The sequence below is a fragment of the Clostridium aromativorans genome (assembly GCF_020908015.1).
Taxonomy (GTDB): Bacteria; Bacillota; Clostridia; order Clostridiales; family Clostridiaceae; genus Clostridium_B; species Clostridium_B aromativorans.
In genome coordinates this window covers 1-15,744 of record NZ_JAJJPB010000024.1, presented here as the reverse complement: position 1 = coordinate 15,744, position 15,744 = coordinate 1, and the positions used below count along the sequence as shown (strand labels likewise).

General features: G+C 35.4%; 20 protein-coding genes, 2 pseudogenes and 1 other annotated feature. Of the genes and pseudogenes, 19 read left to right on the top strand and 3 right to left on the bottom strand.

The features are described 5' to 3' along the window. Positions 1 to 2: 2 nt before the first annotated feature. Positions 3 to 836 (top strand): alpha/beta fold hydrolase, encoded by an 834-nt coding sequence (locus LN736_RS14870; RefSeq protein ID WP_229981855.1) that lies wholly within the window; start codon positions 3 to 5, stop codon positions 834 to 836. A gap of 25 nt (positions 837 to 861) precedes the next feature. On the opposite strand, the gene LN736_RS14865 is transcribed toward LN736_RS14870, so the two are convergent. Next, complete coding sequence (locus LN736_RS14865; protein WP_229981854.1) at positions 862 to 1,464, bottom strand: TetR/AcrR family transcriptional regulator; 603 nt, start codon at positions 1,462 to 1,464, stop codon at positions 862 to 864. Between the two features lie 148 nt (positions 1,465 to 1,612). Here LN736_RS14865 and LN736_RS14860 point away from each other — a divergent pair, with 148 nt between their 5' ends. The 6 genes from LN736_RS14860 (at position 1,613) to LN736_RS14835 (ending at position 7,485) form a co-directional block, all read left to right on the top strand. Continuing rightward, entirely contained in the window at positions 1,613 to 2,530 is a 918-nt protein-coding gene (locus tag LN736_RS14860; RefSeq protein ID WP_229981853.1) for an ABC transporter ATP-binding protein, read from the top strand. After that, positions 2,517 to 4,124: an ABC transporter permease gene (locus LN736_RS14855; protein WP_229981852.1), complete on the top strand. Its 1,608-nt coding sequence runs from the start codon at positions 2,517 to 2,519 to the stop codon at positions 4,122 to 4,124. Before LN736_RS14860 ends, LN736_RS14855 begins: the two co-directional genes overlap by 14 nt. A gap of 87 nt (positions 4,125 to 4,211) precedes the next feature. Further along, positions 4,212 to 4,268 (top strand) — a sequence feature (sodium ion sensor (DUF1646 type); this cis-regulatory element may regulate processes involved in with the transportation of sodium ions). Positions 4,269 to 4,314: 46 nt separating this feature from the next. Beyond that, positions 4,315 to 5,505, top strand: a complete 1,191-nt coding sequence (locus LN736_RS14850; RefSeq protein WP_179977388.1) for a cation:proton antiporter — start codon at positions 4,315 to 4,317, stop codon at positions 5,503 to 5,505. A gap of 102 nt (positions 5,506 to 5,607) precedes the next feature. Continuing rightward, complete coding sequence (locus tag LN736_RS14845) at positions 5,608 to 5,982, top strand: GntR family transcriptional regulator (RefSeq protein ID WP_150356774.1); 375 nt, start codon at positions 5,608 to 5,610, stop codon at positions 5,980 to 5,982. A gap of 2 nt (positions 5,983 to 5,984) precedes the next feature. Beyond that, complete coding sequence (locus LN736_RS14840) at positions 5,985 to 6,866, top strand: ABC transporter ATP-binding protein (protein ID WP_229981851.1); 882 nt, start codon at positions 5,985 to 5,987, stop codon at positions 6,864 to 6,866. Next, positions 6,847 to 7,485, top strand: a complete 639-nt coding sequence (locus LN736_RS14835) for an ABC-2 transporter permease (protein ID WP_229981850.1) — start codon at positions 6,847 to 6,849, stop codon at positions 7,483 to 7,485. The genes LN736_RS14840 and LN736_RS14835 overlap by 20 nt, the downstream gene beginning before the upstream one ends. A gap of 180 nt (positions 7,486 to 7,665) precedes the next feature. Here LN736_RS14835 and LN736_RS14830 read toward each other — a convergent pair whose 3' ends face one another. Together LN736_RS14830 and LN736_RS14825 are read right to left on the bottom strand one after the other, a co-directional pair. After that, the gene (locus tag LN736_RS14830) at positions 7,666 to 8,442 is read right to left on the bottom strand and encodes a hypothetical protein (protein WP_229981849.1); all 777 of its coding nucleotides are present in this window, start codon (positions 8,440 to 8,442) and stop codon (positions 7,666 to 7,668) included. After that, positions 8,435 to 8,917 carry an RNA polymerase sigma factor gene (locus tag LN736_RS14825; protein WP_150356778.1) on the bottom strand — a complete coding sequence of 161 codons (483 nt, stop codon included), beginning with the start codon at positions 8,915 to 8,917 and terminating at the stop codon, positions 8,435 to 8,437. Before LN736_RS14825 ends, LN736_RS14830 begins: the two co-directional genes overlap by 8 nt. Before the next feature lie 200 nt (positions 8,918 to 9,117). Between LN736_RS14825 and LN736_RS14820 the strand changes: the two genes are divergently transcribed. From LN736_RS14820 to LN736_RS14770, 12 genes and pseudogenes are all read left to right on the top strand, one after another. Then, positions 9,118 to 9,318: a helix-turn-helix transcriptional regulator gene (locus tag LN736_RS14820; protein ID WP_150356779.1), complete on the top strand. Its 201-nt coding sequence runs from the start codon at positions 9,118 to 9,120 to the stop codon at positions 9,316 to 9,318. Next, the gene (locus LN736_RS14815) at positions 9,318 to 9,800 is read left to right on the top strand and encodes a DUF6773 family protein (RefSeq protein ID WP_229981848.1); all 483 of its coding nucleotides are present in this window, start codon (positions 9,318 to 9,320) and stop codon (positions 9,798 to 9,800) included. Before LN736_RS14820 ends, LN736_RS14815 begins: the two co-directional genes overlap by 1 nt. A 112-nt stretch (positions 9,801 to 9,912) precedes the next feature. Beyond that, positions 9,913 to 10,764 (top strand): pentapeptide repeat-containing protein, encoded by an 852-nt coding sequence (locus tag LN736_RS14810; protein WP_229981847.1) that lies wholly within the window; start codon positions 9,913 to 9,915, stop codon positions 10,762 to 10,764. Positions 10,765 to 10,933: 169 nt separating this feature from the next. Beyond that, positions 10,934 to 12,043, top strand: coding sequence for a C45 family autoproteolytic acyltransferase/hydolase (locus LN736_RS14805; protein ID WP_229981846.1), 1,110 nt, complete (start codon positions 10,934 to 10,936; stop codon positions 12,041 to 12,043). A 16-nt stretch (positions 12,044 to 12,059) separates the two neighbouring features. Further along, the gene (locus tag LN736_RS14800; protein WP_229981845.1) at positions 12,060 to 12,932 is read left to right on the top strand and encodes an AraC family transcriptional regulator; all 873 of its coding nucleotides are present in this window, start codon (positions 12,060 to 12,062) and stop codon (positions 12,930 to 12,932) included. Between the two features lie 61 nt (positions 12,933 to 12,993). Further along, a complete protein-coding gene (locus LN736_RS14795) occupies positions 12,994 to 13,308 on the top strand; it encodes a hypothetical protein (protein WP_150356783.1) in 315 nt (104 codons plus the stop codon). 7 nt (positions 13,309 to 13,315) lie between these two features. Further along, positions 13,316 to 13,423 (top strand): annotated as a pseudogene (locus LN736_RS14790) (TfoX/Sxy family DNA transformation protein); the annotation flags it as partial. Positions 13,424 to 13,444: 21 nt separating this feature from the next. Then, on the top strand, positions 13,445 to 13,765 hold the full coding sequence (locus LN736_RS14785; protein WP_229981844.1) for a TfoX/Sxy family protein: 321 nt from the start codon (positions 13,445 to 13,447) through the stop codon (positions 13,763 to 13,765). A gap of 18 nt (positions 13,766 to 13,783) precedes the next feature. Continuing rightward, positions 13,784 to 13,885 (top strand): annotated as a pseudogene (locus LN736_RS19155) (VOC family protein); the annotation flags it as partial. After that, complete coding sequence (locus tag LN736_RS14780) at positions 13,848 to 14,231, top strand: DUF1648 domain-containing protein (protein ID WP_326839090.1); 384 nt, start codon at positions 13,848 to 13,850, stop codon at positions 14,229 to 14,231. The pseudogene LN736_RS19155 and the gene LN736_RS14780, both read left to right, overlap by 38 nt. A 140-nt stretch (positions 14,232 to 14,371) precedes the next feature. Then, the gene (locus LN736_RS14775) at positions 14,372 to 15,049 is read left to right on the top strand and encodes a methyltransferase family protein (RefSeq protein WP_229981842.1); all 678 of its coding nucleotides are present in this window, start codon (positions 14,372 to 14,374) and stop codon (positions 15,047 to 15,049) included. A 98-nt stretch (positions 15,050 to 15,147) separates the two neighbouring features. Next, a complete protein-coding gene (locus LN736_RS14770; protein WP_229981841.1) occupies positions 15,148 to 15,498 on the top strand; it encodes a DUF2200 domain-containing protein in 351 nt (116 codons plus the stop codon). Positions 15,499 to 15,744 lie beyond the last annotated feature (246 nt).

The window sequence follows — 15,744 nt, the reverse complement described above, 5'->3', positions numbered from 1 at the left end:
GTATGGGTGTGAATTTACAGCATAAAATATTTCAAAGTGAAAAATGCAATATACATTATTGGCACAGGCCGGGCAGTACCTCAAAGTATGTTATTTTCCTGCACGGTGCAGGCTGTGATCACAGGATGTTTGAGCCTCAATTGCCGATTTTCGATTACTCTTACAATTTACTTTTGTGGGATGCACGCGGTCATGGACTGTCAAAGCTTGCTTCAGGAGACAAATTCCGCTTTGATGATATGCTAAAGGATTTTTTAAAATTATGTGAAATGTATGGGATTAAAAATGCGGTTCTAGTAGGTCAATCCATGGGCGGCAACCTTGCCCAGGAGATACTGTACCGAAATCCACAACTGGTTTCAAAGCTTGTGCTAGTGGATTGTACACGGAATGCCTGCAGGTTGTCTATAATAGAAAGATTTATGCTGAAACTGACAAAACCTATACTTTATTGTTATCCATGGAAAATACTGATAGACCAAAGTGCCAATGTCTGCGGCAACACTGAGACTGTAAAAGCGTATGTACGGGAATGTCTTTCACAGATGAAAAAAAGGGAGTTCATTGAGGTGATGATGTCCCTCATGACGTGTCTGCGTGAAGATGAAACATACCGTTTTCCAAAACCCGTGCTGCTTCTTTGTGGAAGGGATGATAGATCCGGAAATATTCGTAGAATTGCAGTTTCCTGGGCTGAAAGTGATCCGAATTGTACGCTGTGTATGATAGAAAACGCCGGACACAACTCAAATCAGGATAATCCTAAAGCAGTTAATAGGGCAATTTCTAAGTTCCTTTTAGTCAATTCACAGGAAACCCCTATGCAACTGGATTGATTAGACGGCTGAGCAAGAGTTCACCTTACTCAGTCCTATCATCGGCAGGATGTCCTGCTAGCCCATACAGCATTAAATCATATAATTCTTTCAGCAGATCCCTGTTGCTGTTCTTCATCATCTCAGACTGCTGAATTACATTTTGATACATTTTTAAATAAATCGTAGCTGCTTCAGTAGAAATATCCTTGCGAATATACCCTTCTCTGCGTCCTTTTTCAATGAATTTACCTACAATATAGGGATATCTGTTTTTGTAAAAATCATCCGCCAGCTTTTTTATCTCCATGTCGATATCAAGAAGTGTTCTTAAAGCTTCCAAGTTGATATTGTCAATGAAGCTGTTCTTCATAAATATGGCATGCTTCATCAATTCTGGAAATGGCAGATCAGTTTCCCATATTTCTTTTCTTGCCTTCCATCCCTTTTCAAGGAGATTTATGACTGCATCCTTCATCAATCCCTCCTTGCTCCCGAAATAATTATAAATACTGGCTGGTGCAACTCCTGCCTTTTGGGCAATTTCATTAATACTGGTTTTATCCGTGCCGTAGGAGCAGAAAAGCTCTAATGCTGCAGCACGTATTTTATCTTTTTTCAACTCTGTTCTGCGTTCATATCCATTCATGTATTTTCACCTCATTCTAATAATACTAAAAGTTTTATAATGAGTCAATATAAAATATATAAAACTTATTGACAAAAGTTTTCTTTTTGGATATTATAGAGATATTATAATAATTCGTTATAAAATATATAAATAAGGAGAAATGTACATGGATGTAATTCATATTCAAAATTTGATCAAATCCTTTGGAAGTACCCGGGCATTAAGGGGAATTGATCTTACAGTGAAACAAGGGGAGGTACACGGATTTATCGGTCCCAATGGTGCTGGAAAATCTACGGCTATTCGCATACTGCTGGGAATTTTGCAGAAAACCTCAGGAGAAATTACATTATTTGATAGAGATCCCTGGCGTGATGCGGTGAAACTACATCGACGACTTGTTTATGTTCCCGGTGATGTCACATTATGGCCTGAGCTGTCCGGAGGTGAAATTATTGACTTCCTTGGGAGGCTGCACGGAGGGCTTGATGTTTCACGAAAAAATCAGCTCCTAAAGCGCTTTCAGCTTGATCCAACCAAAAAGAGCGGAACCTATTCCAAAGGGAATCGTCAAAAGGTAGCTTTGGTGGCGGCTTTTTCCTGTGAAGCGGAACTGTATCTTCTGGATGAACCTACCTCAGGACTTGACCCTCTCATGGAAATGATATTCCAGGAATGTGTGGCGGAAATAAAAAAGGCCGGCAGGACTGTGCTCCTTTCAAGCCATATTCTGTCTGAGGTGGAATCCCTCTGTGACAGAATAAGCATTATACGACAGGGGAAAATTGTAGAACATGGAACTTTATCTCAACTTCAACATCTCACTCGTACTACCGTCAATGTGGAAACTAAAAATGCTGCCATTGGGCTAGAAAAATTGTCAGGAGTTCATGATGTGTCACAAAATGGCCTGAAATATCGTTTTTCTGTAGATCGTAATTTCATCACAAAATTCATGAAATTGTTGCTGCCTCTCGGAATAAAATCTTTGACGGTTGAACCCCCAAGCTTGGAGGAGCTGTTCATGCGCCATTATGACGACGATATTCGTAAAGTGGAGGGATTTAGAAATGAAAAGCAGTGATTTTACAGGTACAAAAACACTTTTAAGGTTCTTTCTGCGTAGGGATCGGTTCCTGCTGCCCTTATGGACATTGGTTCCTGTGATTCTGGGATTGATAGTAGCAGCTACTTTTATTGCTATGGCCAGTCAGGGACTGCAGAATGTTCTGACTGAATTCAATGAAGACTCATTGGTTTCTTCACTCCTTGGTCCGATTATATCCTTTGACCTTCCTGGAGCTGTTGTGTGGCGGGGAACTTCACAAATTGCACTGGCATTGGGCATTGGCAGCTTGTTCAGCGTAATACGACACACTCGTACAGATGAAGAGTCGGGCCGCAGTGAGTTGATTCGTTCCTATGTAGTAGGTCCCTATGCTAATCTGACTGCTGTGCTTATTCTATCATGTATTGGAAACCTGGCAGCAGGAATGTTAATCGCCTTGAGCACCATTGCTCTTGGAGGTGACGCAGTTGGTTCTTTTATTTTTGGAGCCACCATGTCGGTCAGCGGATGTTTTTTTGCCGGAATAGGTGCTTTAGCTGTTCAGATCCGTGAAAGAAGTGGGACTGCACGGGGAATTGGTGTTGCAGCCCTGGGATTAAGTATGGTGATGGCTATTTTAAATAACTTCGGAGGTGGGGATACTCTGCTCAAATGGATTACTCCCATGGCATGGCAGCGCCTAACCCAGCCATTTGCAGGCAATAACGGCTGGGGTCTTCTGTATTGTGCTGCCTTTACAGCTGTATCTACTTTTATTGCCTATGTACTTTCAGATCGCAGGGATCTTGGAGCAGGTATTCTTCCGGCTTCTTCCGGTCCCAGCGAAGCAGCTCCCAGCTTTTCCACTCCTCTGGCACTGGCCTGGCGCTTGCAGAGAAAAAATTTTATGGGCTGGCTCACAGGGACAGTATTGTATATTGTAGTGTTTGCAGCCATAGCTCCCGGGTTATCCAATGCCGGTGGAATGAGTGACTGGCTGTCCAATCTGGGAGGCACAAGCTGGTCTAAGGATGTAGGCCTGGGCTATGTTTTTATCAGCATCAGCATTTATCTTATGTCGCTTTTTGTGGCTCCCTATGCCATGATTGCTGTACTGCGTCTGAAAAAAGAAGAAAGTGAAGGCAGGGCAGAAATATTGATGGATAAACAAGTCAGTCGGATTACGTGGATGAACAGTCATTTAATTCTGGCATTTTTGTGCTCTGCTGGACTGATGCTGTCCGTGGGCATTGTAGGTGGGCTGGTTTACGTGATTACGTCTGGCGATTTAAACAGTAAATTCTGGTACATTTTTATGATGAGTATTTCAAAAATACCAGCAGTGTGGATATTATTGGCTGTAACAGCCCTATTGTATGGCTTATGGCCTAAAATAACAGCACTGTCATGGGTAATCTGGTTGTCCTTCAGTATACTGGAGCTGGCCTGGGAAGAGAAGATAATTGACTGGTCGCTGATGCGTATATCTCCTTTCTCTTATGCCCATTATACTATTGATATTACACATTTGCCGCTCTTTCCGCTGCTCTGTATAATTTGTCTCTCAGCCGTGGTGGCGGTAATTGGATTGCTTGGATTTAAAAATAGAGATATTTTAACAAAAGCATAAAATAGATACATGTTAAATTATTGCGTAATGTTTTCAGATATGTTATTGTTAAAATAGTATTATTAATAAATTTAGATATTTCATTTCGGTTGAATCAAATTTCTGTTTGATTTCAAGAGAATATGACTTTTGGGGTGGAAAGTCCTTTTAAGGGCTTCCTATTTTTTTGTCTGGAAGGAGATGTATTATATTGGAAAATGTGTTGCTGGATATTGTGTTGATCCTCATATTTACAAGGATAGGGGGTATTATAAGCAGAAAGCTGAAAATGCCTGAAGTTCTAGGAGCATTGATGGCAGGTGTAGTACTTGGTCCAATTATGTTGAATGTTGTACAGTATGATGATAATATTAAGCTTTTGTCAAACATTGGAGTAATTATGATTATGTTTCTTGCAGGTCTTGAAACCAACGTAGAAGAATTTAAAAAGGCGGGATTTTCTTCATTGATAATTGCCACAGCAGGTATAGTACTTCCACTTGTACTTGGAACCTTAAGCGCATATCTATTTTTTGACAATTTTTTGGAGAATGTATTTGTAGGGGTTATTCTAACTGCTACAAGTGTGAGTATTACAGTAGAAACTCTCAAGGAACTTGGAAAGCTGAACACGAGAACCGGTATAAATATTCTAGGTGCAGCGGTTATAGATGATATATTGGGGCTTATTCTCATATCTGTAGTTCTTGCAGTAGGTCAAAGCCCTGGAGCTGGGGCAAGTGCCGGAGCTGCAGAAGCATTATCCATTGCGTATGTATTTATAAAAATAACTTTATTTTGTGTTTTTGCCATAATCGGAGTAGTATATCTGCCCAAACTTATAAATAAATTCAAGGAGCATATAAAACCAGGCAGGGAACTGCTTACTTTTTCCATAGCTTCTACCCTGCTAGTGGCATATGTTGCCGAGGTTTTGGGTATAGCGGCTATTACCGGTGCATATATATGCGGCCTCATGTTTTCATCATTTGTCTATAAGGAATATCTGGAGAGAAACATAAAGGCAATTTCGTCAGGATTTTTATCCCTTATATTTTTTGCCAGTGTTGGGATTGAAGCAAATCTAAAGGGAATTAATCTGGAAGTGCTTTTTATTACCATAGTTATGTTTGTCACAGCAGTATTTGGAAAGCTGATAGGGTGTGGTGCTGCCGCAAGGTTTCTTAAGATGAGCAGGAGTGAATCGATTCAAATTGGAACAGGTATGATTTCAAGAGGGGAAGTTGCTATAATTACTGCCAATATAGGTCTTCAGGAGGGAATAATTACGGAGGAAATATTTCTTCCAACCTTAATTGTTGTAATTTTAACTACAATTATAACGCCTATTTTACTTAAATTGGCATTTTCTCATAGAATAGAAAAAAAGGTGAATTGTTAAACAATTAATTTGAACTTTGTTGACAAAATAGTGTATATAGTATATAGTGTGTATTATATACATATACACCGGCACTAAAGATATTGAAAAAAGAGGTATGATATGAAAATATTAATTTCAAATACATCTGACAATCCATTGTATAAACAGATAAAAGATCAAATTAAAGATGCAATTTTTAGAGGAGAACTGGCTGAAGGTGATAAGCTTCCATCCATTCGAAGTTTTGCCAATGATGTGAAAGTCAGTGTGCTGACTATTAGAAGAGTGTATGATGAACTGGAACAAGAAGGTTTTGTAACAAGTCAGGTGGGGGTAGGCACTTTTGTTTCAGCAGAAAATTTGGAATTGCTGAGAGATTCAAAACGGCGCATTGTGGAACAAAAAATGCAGGATATGATACAAACAGCTAAGATGCTGGGTATCAGCAAAGAGGAATTAAATGAAATGATGGATATTTTGTATGAGGAGGAGTGAATGTGAACAATATTTTAGAAGTTGAGGGCCTAAACAAGTACTATAAAAATTTTTCACTTTCCAATCTTAGTTTTACTTTGCCGGAGGGTTGTATTGCAGGTTTTATAGGAATCAATGGGGCAGGTAAGACAACCACTATACGAACTATTCTTGGGTTGTCCAAAAAGACTTCCGGCAGTGTAAAAATTTTTGGAAAAGATATTGAACATAATGAGCATGAACTGAAAAATCGCATTGGAGTAGTGTTCGATGAGGGTTTTTTTTATGATGAACTGACTATGGCGGAGATGAAAAGTATAATTTCACCTGCTTATTCAGGCTGGAGTGAAAGGGACTATAGAGCATATATGGAACGATTTTGTCTGGATCCGCGTCAAAAAATTTCTACACTTTCAAAGGGCATGCGTATGAAATTTGCACTTACCCTTGCACTGTCTCATGGTGCTGAACTTCTAATTATGGATGAGCCTACCAGCGGACTTGACCCTTTAATTAGGAGCCAGTTTTTGGATATAATGGCAGATTACATGAAGCGGGGAGGAAAAGGTGTACTTTTTTCTACTCATATAATATCCGATTTGGATAAGATAGCTGATATGATTATCCTCATACATAAAGGTGAAATTTTATTTGAGAAGGAAAAGGATTATTTACTTGATAATTATCGCTTGATAAAAGGGGATAAGAGATACATTGATGAGAGCAGCAGAAATTTATTTTTAAAGTTGACAGCAACGGACTTCGGTTTCACAGGGATTACCCACAAAATACATGAAGTCAAAAAAAACATGAAGGACATTTTAGTTGAAAGGCCTACAATTGAAGATATCATGCTGGCCTATATTGGGGGAGGAGAGGATAATAATGCTGTTTCATCTCATTAAAAAGGATTTTTTGCTGGCCAAAAGATATGTTGTGATCATGCTGTTTGTGTCGGCCGCAATTCCTCTATTCATTCTATGGCGTGCTCCTGTGTTTACGGGACTTATTTCTTTCCTGTCCACAGTCATTTTTACAGAACTTATACTTTATCAATATGTCTCATTGGCAGAGGCTAAATATCCCGAGGTAGATGCGTTGTTATGTGCAGCTCCATATACCAGAAGTTCAATTGTGGAGGCCAAGTATGCATTCTTTTTAGTGGTTTTTATTATTTGCTTTATTGTATATAGTGTACTGGCATTTTTCATACCGCAAATAGGAAAACTTGATTTGAGGACAGTTTTATCTGTATTTCTTTTTTGTGCCATTCCCTATGGAGTATATATGCCCTTTCAATTTAAATATGGATATGAAAAAACTAAATTTGCTTTTATTCTTATAATAATGCTGGTATCTTTTGGGATACCCTTAATTTATAATGCCAATATAAGTGTTGATATTTCAGCATTTTCAAATATGGCTGCAATTGCACAGTATATATTATTGATCACGGCAGCCGTGCTGGTTCTGGGAATCTCCATGATGATTTCCATAAATATTTATATGAAAAAAGAGTTGTAGTATGAGGATATAATAGAATGATTTCTGGAATAATTCCTGCATATAAAGCTGCAAAGCTGGATCCTATTAAGGCTATTTACAGATAATCCATAACATATTGAGAAAAGCAAGTAAATATCAAGTCTATAAAAGGCTTTTCAGGATATTTTTATATATCATGGAAAGCCTTTTATCTTGTTTTTATTTTATATTGATAACCTGCTGTGCCATTTTAACTAGTTCATCTTTTGATATATTAGAATCAGATCCTAAAAAGGAATAGTTAATTCCATCTTGCATCCAATTTAAACCTTGAACTTGGGAGATTTTTTCCTTATCGGAATCAGAGCCATAACTAAATACATATTTACCAGATAACTTATCCTTTTTATCTTGTTCTGTCATTTTATAATTTTCTGGTTCAAACTTGTCAGTATATGAATAATAGTATAAATCTATACCATTATAATTAGTAATAACAGTCTCTCTCTTTGATCTTTCACCTAGCCTTCCATTTTCCATATAAAGACTTAATTCATCATTCCCTTTTGTATAAGTAAAATCAAGTGATTTTGTTTTTCCTGCAAAATTACCTTTATCATCAGTTCCTTTGTTATCTACAATACATCCATTTGCAAAAGTGTATCCATTATCAAATTTATTAACTAATTTAGGATTAAATTTAAAATCCTTCTTTACTTGTTCTACTGTAGGCATAGTAGTATATGTTGGTGTACTACTTGAATATGAAATTATAGAGCTTACTTTTCCTGCAGCGAATACAGTTGTTCCTATTACCATAGTAGCTACTAATCCAACTATAATTTTTTTCTTGATTGATCCTTTTTTATATATTTTCCCATTTCCCATTTTATCATTCTCCTTTTTATCCGGTAAACTATTCAATGTTGCACTTACCCTATTTTTAAAACTTTCAGGTGTATCCGGAAAGGCGTTATTCCAATCATAGTTATTCATAATTTACCTCCATATCTTCTAACTTTATTTTCAATAAATTCCGTCCTTTTGCCAATCTACTTTTTACAGTTCCTGCAGGTATTTCTAAAATATCTTTAATTTCGTCTACTGAATACCCCTCTACATAATAAAGAACAATTGTAATACGAATACGTTCTGGTAAATTCTGAATGGCCAAATATAACTCACTATAATCTTTTTTATCATTAGCTTTGGCAGACTCAAAGTATTCTTCATAAGGTATTTGTGAATATTCCTTACGTTTTAAACTATAACATTCATTTATAAGTATTCTAACTAACCAGGTTTTAAAATATTGTTCTTTTTTTAATGTATCCAATTTATCATAGGCTTTTAAAATTGCCTCCTGAACTGCATCCTCACAATTCTGCTCATGAATCAAAATTGACTTGGATACACGATATAAAGTAGATTCAGCCTCAAGAACATTGGCTATAAATGTATCTTTATTCAATTGATTTCCTACCTTTCTTAGCAAACTGTAGCGCTACTTTTTTGCTTTACACTAGTTAGATGGATATACCTACTAAATGGTTCATTTAATTTTAGCTTAAAATTAAATTTTTAAAATATGTATGCAATATATATTTGACATAAAGTATATTTTATATTATAATATGCAATATAAATCAGTCAAAGTTAGAGGAGGTCATAATGAAAAATAAACGAATGAAAATCGCACGTATTGAGCATGACATGAAACAGGAGGATTTAGCAAAAGCTGTGGGTGTTACACGTCAGACCATTGGAATGATTGAATCGGGAAATTATAATCCATCATTGAAATTATGTGTTTCAATTTGCAAGGCACTTGGCAAAACATTGGACGAATTGTTCTGGGAGGAGGAAATATAATGAAAAAAAATTTAATACAAGATGAGAGAATTACAGCTCAAAGACATAAAATTCAAAGTGATGCCTGCGGTATATTACTTATTGTACTGCTTATGTCAATACTTGTTCAGGAATATGTTTTTGATGCACCTTTTTCACAGTATGCTGCAGAATTTGCATGTTTTTTTGGAGCCTCCATGTACATTGTAATTAGAAATATTGTTTCAGGAAACGATCTCTACGGAACAAAGAATAGTGGTAAAAAATTACTGGTAGTGAATAGTCTTGTAACTGGTATTACAGTAACTGTCATTGTAGGAATTTCAAATTATATAAGATATAGTGAAAAATTTACAGGCAGCCTGCTGTTTGCAGCTTTGGCAATTACATTTGCCTGTGGAACTTTTACAGCATTTTTAGGACTTTCACTTGTACACATTTTAAACAAAAAAAGACAGAAAAAGATATCAGAAAAATTGGACAAAGAAGAAGATGAAATTTGATGACATTGATATTGTGATTTCAATTGATAATATTATCGGATATTTTGTAAATTATGTTATAATAAATTTCATATAAGACTATATTGAATTAAAAATTATGAGGTAAATAAATATGATATATACAGATGAAGATAAGCGTAATAGAGAATTGAAGGTGGATTGTAAAAAATGTTTCGGTCTATGTTGTGTGGCGTTGTACTTTTCAGCTTCAGAAGGTTTCCCAACCAATAAAGACGCCGGCAAACCCTGCATAAACTTACAATCTGACTTTAAATGTTCTGTTCACAAGCAGCTAAGGAAGAAAGGTCTTAAAGGATGCAGTGCCTATCACTGCTTTGGAGCAGGTCAGAAAGTTTCTCAGATAACCTACGGCGGAAGGGATTGGAGAAGGTATCCAGAAACTGCAAAGCAGATGTTTCATGTGTTTCTAATCATGAGACAGCTCCATGAAATGATATGGTATTTAACAGAAGCGTTTACCCTGCAAGATGAGACAAGTGTCAGGGAGAAGATAAATTCATTGCTGGATGATACTGAAAGGCTTACACTTCTTGATGCGGATTTCCTTTCATCACTGGATTTGGAAGCACACAGAGTCAAGGTCAACCTGCTGCTTAAAAATACCAGCCAGCTGATACGTGCTAAAGCTGGCAGAAGAAGGGATACTCCTGTAAAAAATAGGAACGGCAGATATCGCCATTCGGATTATTTTGGTGCAGATCTGAGAAAAACTAATCTTAAAGGTGCAGATTTGAGAGGGGCATGTCTTATTGCTGCAAATCTTAGAGGAGTTGATTTAAGTGGTGCTGACCTAATAGGAGCTGATTTGCGGGATGCGGATCTCAGCGGAGCTGATCTGACAAATAGTATATTTCTTACTCAGGCTCAGCTCAATACGGCTAAAGGAGATTCTCATACAAAACTGCCAGAGGTACTAATTCGACCAATTTATTGGCTTAAATAACAATTAGCTGCCTGGAGTTGAAATCATTACTGGATAAAAATAAAATTCAAGGAGAGAACTTATTACGTTATAAGCTAGAAAGTCTTGTGTTAGAAAATAATCCGCAGAAAATATCAAGTATATCATCTCACCTTATCTTATAATTTTTTTGAAAGATGAGGTGCTTTTAATGAAAAAAACGAAAACATACTTGAAGAATTTTATAGGAACAAGTTATGAAGTTGGGACACAGATTGGTAATTGGATTTTATCACAACCTGATTTATTGAAAAAGGTGATTTTACCACCTAAGGCCTATCCTCAAAGCAAATTAACGGAAATATCCAATTTGCTTGACCAATACTGCAGTGGTGTGAACGAGGAGATCAAAGGCTTTGCAGATACAGTTGGAATTTCAAGAGAACAAGTGATTTTTTATGCAATGACATATCTGGAACGTGGGTGCAGTTTGATGTCTGCAGTTTCAAACAAGATTGAAACTGGACACACTTTGATGGCACGTAACTACGATTTTAATGATGAAATGGAAGAAATGTGTTTTGCATATACAGCTATTAGGGGAAAATATTGTTACATTGGTTCTACACTCAATTTATTCGGACGATGTGATGGAATGAATGAATATGGGTTAGCAGCTTGTAAGGCCAGTAATGGATTGCCTGTTGGCAACTTTGATGGAGGACAGAAAGCAAGTGTAACTGGTTTTTCTTTTTGGATTGTTATTCGAAGCATTTTGGAAAACTGCAAAAATGTTGAGGAAGGCATTGCATGGACGATGGATGCACCTATTGGATATAATATAAATCTAATGCTTGCTGATGGTAATGATAAAATTGCATTATTGCAATGTATAGATGGTCATAAAACATATCGCATTTTAGATAATGACTCCAGGAAAAACTTTTTGATTTCTACAAACCATACGATTTTGCAAGAAATAAAGCCATATGAGAAAATGTTAATTGAAAACTCGGTAATCCGCTATAAAATAATAGAAAAAATGTTTTCTGAAAAGGGAAAAATATCAGCACAAGACTTAAAGGATATATTGTCGGAAACTTATCCGCAGGGATTGTGCTGTCACTATTATCCCGAGTTTTTTGGAACTTTGCGTTCTATGTTGTTTGATACAACCGAGAAAAAAATAGAAATGACTTTTGGTTCGCCGCAAGCCAACGATTGGAAAACTTTTATGGTACAAAAATTACAAGAGCAAGAAATTATAGTAAATCTTCCTTATGAAAAGGCGGGAAAAGATTTTTATAATATTACCTATTAAAAAGGGGGAGGCTGTATTGAAAGATAAGCAAATCATTGGTAGAGCAGTTATATTCATTGAAACGAATTTGTATGAGCCTTTGACTGTAGAATCAGTTGCCAATGCAGTTTCCTATTCGTATTATCATTTTCACCGTTATTTTCAAGCTGTGATGGGAGAAACTATTGGCAGCTATATCAGAAGCCGGAGATTGACTCAAGCAGCATATGACCTTATATATAGTAATAGGAGAATTTTAGATATTGCGGTTTCACTGTATTTCGAATCTGCTGAAAGTTTTACAAGAGCTTTTAAGAAGAGATATGGTATTACACCTACAGAATATAGAAAAAATGGTGTTGATGTATTAATAGGAAAACATCACCCTATGCAGCTTGACAAAATAACCGGATGCAATTATGCAAATTTATTACCAGAAATCGTAACATTTGAGCCTAAATCTGTTGTTGGGTTTAAATTTAACATGAGTATTGAGAAAAATAACAGTATTGAAATGTGGGAAAAGTTGAATGCTCAATTGGCAAAGCAAGATTATATTTCAATGAATAAAAATCGGTATAGTATTTATGAAACGGGTGTTACATGTCTGTCAAATACATTTGATAAAAATAGTGAAGCTGCTGTATTTATAGGAATTGAAACATCGGGTGGTTCTAATATTCCAGAAGGTATGGAGTTAAAAGAAATTAGTGGTGAAAGGTATGCTAAATTTATACATAAAGGTACAGTAAAAAATTTGCTTTCTACATATTATTATATTTGGGGTGTTTGGTTACCTAAGAGTAGTCTCCAACTTGATGACAGAGATGATTTGGAATGCTACACAGAGCAATTTTTAGGAGCTGAAAATGAAGAATCGCAGATTGAAATTTATTTTTCGATAGAATAGTTGCTAATTTCCAATTTAATGTTGTGTATTATAAATAGTAATTTTGGTGAAGGAGATGGTTTTGTTGGGAGCAAGTTGGCTGAATCTAGGAAGTCTTGTACTTGGGCTGATTGCATGGATACTTCCTGTTATTAATCTTGTGCGACGTAATAGGAAATGGACTGTCTTATCCGTAGCAAGCGTCAGCGCCTGCGCTATTTCATTGTGTATGCAAATTTTCTATACAGATTATCTAGTAAGGATAGCGGATTGGTCGGCACTTATGGATACGTCTTCCGCAGTAGCGATGGTTTCCGCATTACTTCTTGTAGTTACAATTATACTTAATGCGGTTTCATTGGTTGTGTATTACGGGGAGAAAACAAAAGACAGATAAATTTCCAAGATTGCTAGCATTAGAAGGTGCAATTCGCGGTGTTAAGAAAATAGCTTTACCACAGGAACGTAAAGTAGAACTAAAAGATTTTTATAATTGGCACAAACATAAATAGTAAATTGAAAGGGAGTAAGGTATGGCTTCTAGTCAAGAATATTTAGATTTTATTATTGGACAATTAGATATACTAAACAATATTTCCTATAGAAGAATGATGGAAGAATATATCTTATATTTTCAAGGAAAGGTTTTTGGGGGAATATATGATGATCGTTTTTTAGTTAAAATAACCAATGCGAGCAAACGTTTGATGGTTAAGCCAATCGAGGAGTTGCCTTATGATGGTGCAAAACCAATGTTTTTGGTTGAGGATGTTGATGATAAGGAGTTTCTATATCAGCTGATTACGGGGATTTATAAAGAACTTCCTACTTTGAAAGTGAAAAAGAAAAAATAACTTGAAAGGAAAATTAAAATAAAATTAGATGGTATTGGAATATTTGTTAGTGATATGAGAACTATGGTTGAATTTTATAAAAATGTCCTTGGATTTGAAATTGATTGGGACGGAAAAGAGTCAAAATAATGCTGCTGGTAAGGTTGATAAAATAACAGATAAAAATTCTTTGATTGTGCTTTTGGCTGTTGGATGGATTATATTTATTGGGTTGTCCGTTGTAGAAAAATTTCTCCAAATATGGAATACAGGAGTACAGGTAACAGAGCAAAACAAAGAAAAAGTATATAGAATTTTAAAGACCATGATAGGAACTATAAAATTGTTGATGGTTTCAGTATTTTCATATTTAACGTTACACTCAACCACTGGAGAAAAATTATCATCCCTATTCCTGCCAGTTGTTTTAATTTTAATATTTGGCTCTATTATGTTTTTTATCTTTCAACTAGCGAAAGATAAATAGTAAATTCAAATATGCAAAAAGTAAATTCTCAAGGACTTATTGTCAAAAAGGAATGGGTTTCACCTTATTGACAAGTCTACGTATTTTATTGCTATCCATGAGATATAATTATAAATAAAACTGATAATTGAGGTGATCATATGGATAATATAGTTGGAAAAACTATATCTGGATTTATAATGCTTATAGTTACTATGGGAATATTTATTTTTTTACCTGCATGGACAGCTAATTACTTGCAGGCATGGCTTTATTTGCTTACTTTTGCTGTTTCAACAATATTGATTACTATATATTTATTTAAAAACGACCAGAAACTTTTAAAACGACGGCTTAAAGCAGGTTTAACTGCTGAGAAGGAAAAGAGCCAAAAAACTATACAAGCAATGGCAAGTGTGTTTTTCTGCTTTATATATATTATTGCAGGATTTGATTATCGTTTTCATTGGTCGAATATTCCCATATATATTAGTCTATTAGCAAATATTTTTGTCATAGTAGGGTTTTTCATAGTATTTCTTGTATTCAAAGAGAACAGTTATACTTCAGCTATAATTGAGGTTAATAAAGACCAGAAAGTAATATCAACTGGAATGTATGCGATAGTTCGTCATCCTATGTATTCTGGAGCAATACTGATGATGATGTTTTCACCAATTGCATTAGGGTCATATTGGGCACTACTTAGTGTAGTAGCTTTAATTTTTACTATTATAGCCAGGCTTCTTCGTGAAGAAAAATTTTTGTCTGAGAATTTATCGGGGTATGATGAATATTGTGAAAAGGTGCCATATCGTTTAATTCCATTCATATGGTAGACACAATATTAGAGATTATATTATACAAAATCAATAGTTTATGAGAAAATAAAATAATGTGGTAATTATTTTTATAAAAAGCAAAGGAGAATTTCAAAATGGAGAAAACACGAGTCTTTAGAATGCCTTTTTCAAGTATCCATCCGCTGTATATACAAAAAGCAGAGAAAAAAGGAAGAACAAAAAAAGAGGTAAATGAAATCATTTTTTGGCTTACCGGTTATGATGAGCATTCATTACAGCAGCAAATAATTAATGAAGTGGATATGGAAACCTTCTTTAAACAAGCCCCTCATATTAATCCCAATGCTTCACTCATTAAAGGAGTAATTTGCGGACATCGGGTGGAAGAGATAGAAGACGAATTAATGCGACAAATCCGATATTTAGATAAATTAATTGATGAGCTGGCTAAAGGTAAAACAATGCAGAAAATATTGAGAAAGTAAATGCTATTGATATTTTATGTAAATAACTTGTTATGAGTATGTTATGAACATAACACGAAGTTGATAAATTTCCAATTTAACAAAAAGGGCGTAATTCTCCTATTTTCTATAAGTTGGATATGAATAGTCCTTGTTATTTTAGGTTCGATACCTAAAATAATAACTACTTGACGAATTATTATATATGATGTATTCTAAAATCAGTGGTAAATATATAAATGAGGTAAAATAAATGGATTTAGATAC